Genomic DNA, 4754 nt, shown 5'->3' on the forward strand with positions numbered 1-4754 from the left:
AGCTACACCCACGACCTGCGCCGCTCCCCGATCCATCTGCAAAAGCCCGAAGGAGAGCATTTCTGCGAGATCGAGCTGATGCAGATGCTGGCGGAGAAAACCTGTGACTGTGAACATCACGCCGGCAAGAAGGAGAAGCACTGATGGAGATCCTCCACTATACTTTCATGCAAAATGCTCTCATCGCCGGGATTCTGGTGAGTCTGGTCGCCGGGATCATCGGTTCGCTGATCGTGGTCAACCGTCTGGTCTTTCTCACCGGCGGAGTGGCCCACAGCTCCTACGGCGGCATCGGGATGGCGATCTATTTCGGACTCCCCATCTTTCTGGGCGCTTCGCTCTTCACCGTAGCCGTCGCGTTGCTGCTGGCCTGGCTCACCTTCAAAAAACGCCACCTGAGTGATACCTATATCGGCCTGATCTGGGCCGTGGGCATGGCCATCGGAGTGATCTTCGTCGATCTGACACCGGGCTACAATACCGATCTGATGAGCTATCTCTTCGGTTCGATCCTGGCGGTACAGCACAGCGATCTCTGGTTTATGGGAGCGTTGCTGGCGATGGTGCTTTTTACGGTTCACCACTGGTACCGGGAGCTTCTGGCCATCAGCTACGACAGCGACTACGCCGCCCTGAGAGGAATCCCCACCGGGCGCTTTTACACCCTGCTGCTGATCCTCTCAGCCCTGACCGTGGTCGTCGCCATCAAGGTGGTCGGGCTTATCCTCGTATTAGCACTCATGACTATCCCGACCCATATCGCCTCCCACCGCAGCAGCACCCTCTATGGGATGATGATGCTTTCGGCCCTTTTCGCGGCGTTTTTCACTCTCGCAGGACTCTGGCTCAGCTACCGCTACGATCTCACTTCCGGCGCCTGCATCATCCTGGCTGCCGCCGCCGGGTTGGTTCTGGAGAGCCTCTGGCGATGGCTACGCAGCCGTCAGATCCGAAACTGAGACAGATCAAGGCCGGAGAGGATGGAATGTGCTACACTTTCCACCGAAGCACAATCGAGTGCTCTGAAAAACATGCAAGAGAGGTTTTACTCGATGGCGACAAAGGAGTGCTCAACCCGTGAAACGGGCGCTTGCGTTCGCGACTGCCAGAGCTATCGAGTAAAACCGGCAATTTCTCAGAGAACCCAATTCACTATATTTTCGTTATCCTGAACTCGATTCAGAATCCACGGCATAATGGGCATTCCGGGCCCTGGATTCCGGATCAATTCCGGAATGACGGAAGTAGAAGTCGTTGAAAACGAGTCCAATTTTGAAGGAGAACTCATGTCCCAAGCATCCGATCCCGTTCCCGGCGGCAGCCTGCTGACCATCAGCGCCGAAATCGTCTCTCTCGATCCCGAAGGGTTCATCATCAAAGTCCACAACGACGAAACCGACGAAACTTTCGAAGCCCGGAGCGTCCGGGAGTACGCCGAATATCTGGTCCAGAGCGTCAACCGTTCCGCCCGGGACAATTTCGTCGCCCAGTGGCTCCCCTCCCCCAACGCCCGCCGTTACGATATCGACCTCATCGGTATGCAGCTGGGGATGATGCAGGAGTGGATGGAGAAGGAGCTGGCGGAGGTGGAAGATGACGGCGGCCTCGCCGAAGCGATGCAGGCCCAGAAGGAAGCGGAGGCTTAAGCCCCCAACTCTTCCCGAACCAGGCCCGTCCAGTAACAGACGCCGATTTCGATCAGGTCGTCGTTGAAATCGTAACGGGAAGAGTGCAGCGGGACGGTTTCCGCCTCGGGATCGACTTTGCTGCCGAGCCAGACATAAGCCCCCGGAACCCGCTCGAGATAGAAACTGAAATCCTCCGATCCCATACTGGAAGGGAAAGTGCTTTTGATCTTTGCTTCACCCACACAGGCGACGGCAGCGCGGTAGGCCGATTCGATATGGGTATTGACCGTCGGAGGATAGCGGTATTGATACTCCACAGCCGCTTCCGCTCCGAATCCCTGTGCCATCCCATCGGCCAGTTCCCGGATCCTGCGCTCCACCGTCTCCTGAACCTCCCGGCTGAAAGCACGGACCGACCCTCCAATTCTGCAGGTCTCCGGAATCACATTGAAGGCGACTCCCCCTTCGATGGTCGCGACAGTGATGACATGGGCCTGGGCCGGATCGATGGAGGTCGCGGAGATCTCCTTGATCCCCTGGACCAGATGCGACACCGCCAGGATCGGATTGACGGCGTGGTGAGGCTGGGAGCTGTGACCGGAACGTCCCCGCACAACCACTTCCCAGGTATCGACCGACGTCATCACCGGCCCCTCTTTGATGAGAAAAGTTCCGAAGGCTTCGCTGGGACGGGTATGGAGCCCGTAGATCCTCTCCATGGGAAAGCGATCGAAGAGCCCATCCTCGATCATCGCTTTGGCTCCCGCTCCCCCCTCTTCCGCCGGCTGAAAAACCAGTACCACTCTGCCGTCGAAGGCCACCGAATCTTTCAAAACTTTCGCCGCCGCCAGCAGCATGGTCACATGCCCGTCATGGCCGCAGGCGTGCATCACCCCCTCGTTGCGTGAGGCGTAGGGAAGCCCCGTCTCTTCAGAGATGGGCAAGGCATCCATATCTGCCCGCAGGCCGATACTCCTTCCGGCACTTCCCTTGTCGATCCAGGCAACGATCCCGGTCCCGCCGATTCCTTCTTCATAGGGAATCCCGTACCGTTCCAGCTCCCGGCAGATCCGCGCCGCTGTCCGGTGCTCCTGATACCCCAGCTCCGGCATAGCGTGGAGCTCGTGCCTCAGAGCTTTGTAGTAATCCAAATCCAGATTGATCTTTTGGGTCATTTTCATCTCATTCTTCCTAGAGTTTCCTCCGCCTCGATCATAGCGATCAAAAGAGGGTTCCGCTGTCACCGCCCACCTCTGCAGGAGATTTTTGGGGAGGGTGGAGAGGATCGGTGATCTCCTGCCCGCTCTCCCCTTCGACGGTTCCCGTAGCCCCGGAATCTCCATCCAGTGGAATCATCTCCACCTCGCCGGCCGCCGACGAGTTCCCTGTGGAGTCAAGACTGGGACGGGTAGCGTTGTTCGAATTGTTCTCACTCCCTTGACCGACAGGGTGGGCCGGTTGAGGAGTGAATCCTTCGTCAAGGAAATCACCGCTGCCTGACTTGGGGAGAGGAGAGATACGGGTGTAGAGCTCTTTGTGCCCGTCGACCTCTCCCACAAAAACACCGTCCGGCACCCGAAAGGTTCGGGGCATATTGGGATCGAGTTTCAAAAGTTTCCGGTAAAAATAGGCAAAGGCCGGCGCCGCCACGGAACCGCCGGTAGCATGGCGCCCGATGGGGCGGTTGTTGTCCCGACCGTACCAGGTAATGGTGGTCACCGAAGGCGAATAGCCGCAGAACCAGGCATCGACCCCGTCATTGGTGGTGCCCGTCTTGCCGGCCAGCTCGATCCCCTTGACTGCCGCCTTTCGTCCGGTCCCCCGTTTGATGACATCCTCCAGAATACTGGTCATCAGATAGGCTTGCTCCGGGCGGGTAAAATTGGCAATCTCCTTCGGCTTGGTCTCGTAGATTACCGCTCCTTCCTTGGAGACGATTTTGCTTACCAGACGCGGTTCGATGATATGGCCGTAGTTGGAGAAGACTGTATAGATCTGTGCCATTTTCTGGGGACTGATCGCCAGGTTCCCCAGAGCGATGGAGAGGTCGTGGGGGATGTTTTTTACATCCAGCAGTGCCAGGCGTTTGCGGATGGTCTCCACCCCGATGTCGTAGACCAGATTGATCGTCGCCAGGTTTCGGGAATGCACCAGGGCATCCCGCAGGGTAATGAAGCCTTTGAAATCCCGTTCATAGTTTTTGGGAGCCCAGATTTTGCGTTTGCCGTTTTTGTAATACTGAAAAGTCCTCGCCAGGTCGGTCAGCTTGCTGGCAGGGTTGTAGCCCATATCGAGAGCCGTCTGGTAGATAAAGGGTTTGAAGGCCGATCCGGGCTGGCGCCGGGCCATCGTCACCCGGTTGAAGGCACTTTTTTTGTAATCGACACCCCCCACCATCGCCAGGATATCTCCCGTATGGTTCTCCACAGCAATCAGCGCCCCGTTGAGTTTTGTCTTGCGGGGGTTCTCTTTGTAGCGCTTGACCAGTTTGTCGAAGCCGTATTTGACCGCCTCCCGGGCCGCCTTCTGCATCTGCAGATCGATGGTCGTGTAGATCCTGTAACCGCCGGTGCGCAGATCCCCCAGTTTTCCTCTGAATCGACGGAGCACCTCATCGACGACATAAGGCGCCACATTCTGGGTCAGGGAGGTGCGGTAGATCCTGGGAACCTCTTTGATCGCATTTCGATACTCCCTTTCGGTGATCCACCCCAGGCTCTTCATCCGGTAGAGAATGGCATTGGCCCGGTTGAGGGCCCGTTTATAGTGCCGGCGGGGGTTGTAGTAGCTCGGCGCATTGGGCAATCCCACCAGAATAGCGATCTCTTTGAGGGTCAGATCTTTTAGGGGTTTGTGGAAATAGCCCTGGGCGGCGGTCTTGACTCCGTAGTAGTTGTTGCCGTAGGCGATCTCGTTGAGATAGCGCTCGATAATCTGCTCTTTGCTCAGGACATTCTCGATCTTGATGGCCAGGATCGCCTCTTTGATCTTCCGAGCCAGTTTTTTCTGACTGGAGAGGAGCTTGTTCTTGACCAGCTGCTGGGTCAGCGTGGAACCTCCTTCCACGAAATGGCCCGCCTTGATATCGGCGATAAAAGCACGGATAATGGCGTCGGGGTTGATGCC

Annotated in this window: 4 protein-coding genes; 2 read left to right on the forward strand and 2 right to left on the reverse strand. The window is 57.2% G+C overall.

Annotated elements, in window-relative coordinates:
• Nucleotides 1-140 precede the first annotated feature (140 nt).
• Nucleotides 141-959 carry a metal ABC transporter permease gene (locus tag F8I07_RS05495; RefSeq protein ID WP_292656783.1) on the forward strand — a complete coding sequence of 273 codons (819 nt, stop codon included), beginning with the start codon at nt 141-143 and terminating at the stop codon, nt 957-959.
• A gap of 327 nt (nt 960-1286) precedes the next feature.
• Nucleotides 1287-1646, forward strand: a complete 360-nt coding sequence (locus F8I07_RS05500; protein WP_292656775.1) for a hypothetical protein — start codon at nt 1287-1289, stop codon at nt 1644-1646.
• On the opposite strand, the gene F8I07_RS05505 is transcribed toward F8I07_RS05500, so the two are convergent.
• Nucleotides 1643-2809, reverse strand: coding sequence for a M20 aminoacylase family protein (locus tag F8I07_RS05505; protein WP_292656778.1), 1167 nt, complete (start codon nt 2807-2809; stop codon nt 1643-1645). The genes F8I07_RS05500 and F8I07_RS05505 overlap by 4 nt on opposite strands.
• Before the next feature lie 40 nt (nt 2810-2849).
• Nucleotides 2850-4754, reverse strand: a 1905-nt coding sequence (locus tag F8I07_RS05510; protein WP_292656780.1) for a transglycosylase domain-containing protein, incomplete at its 5' end; no start/stop codon positions are given.

Origin of the sequence: Nitratifractor sp. (assembly GCF_015487065.1) — a bacterium.
Lineage (GTDB): Bacteria > Campylobacterota > Campylobacteria > Campylobacterales > Sulfurovaceae > Nitratifractor.

What these genes read in the sequence shown, in the direction of transcription:
- F8I07_RS05500 (WP_292656775.1), top strand. Translation starts at nt 1,287, where the DNA reads ATGTCCCAAGCATCCGATCCCGTTCCCGGCGGCAGCCTGCTGACCATC.
- F8I07_RS05505 (WP_292656778.1), bottom strand. Translation starts at nt 2,809, where the DNA reads ATGAAAATGACCCAAAAGATCAATCTGGATTTGGATTACTACAAAGCT.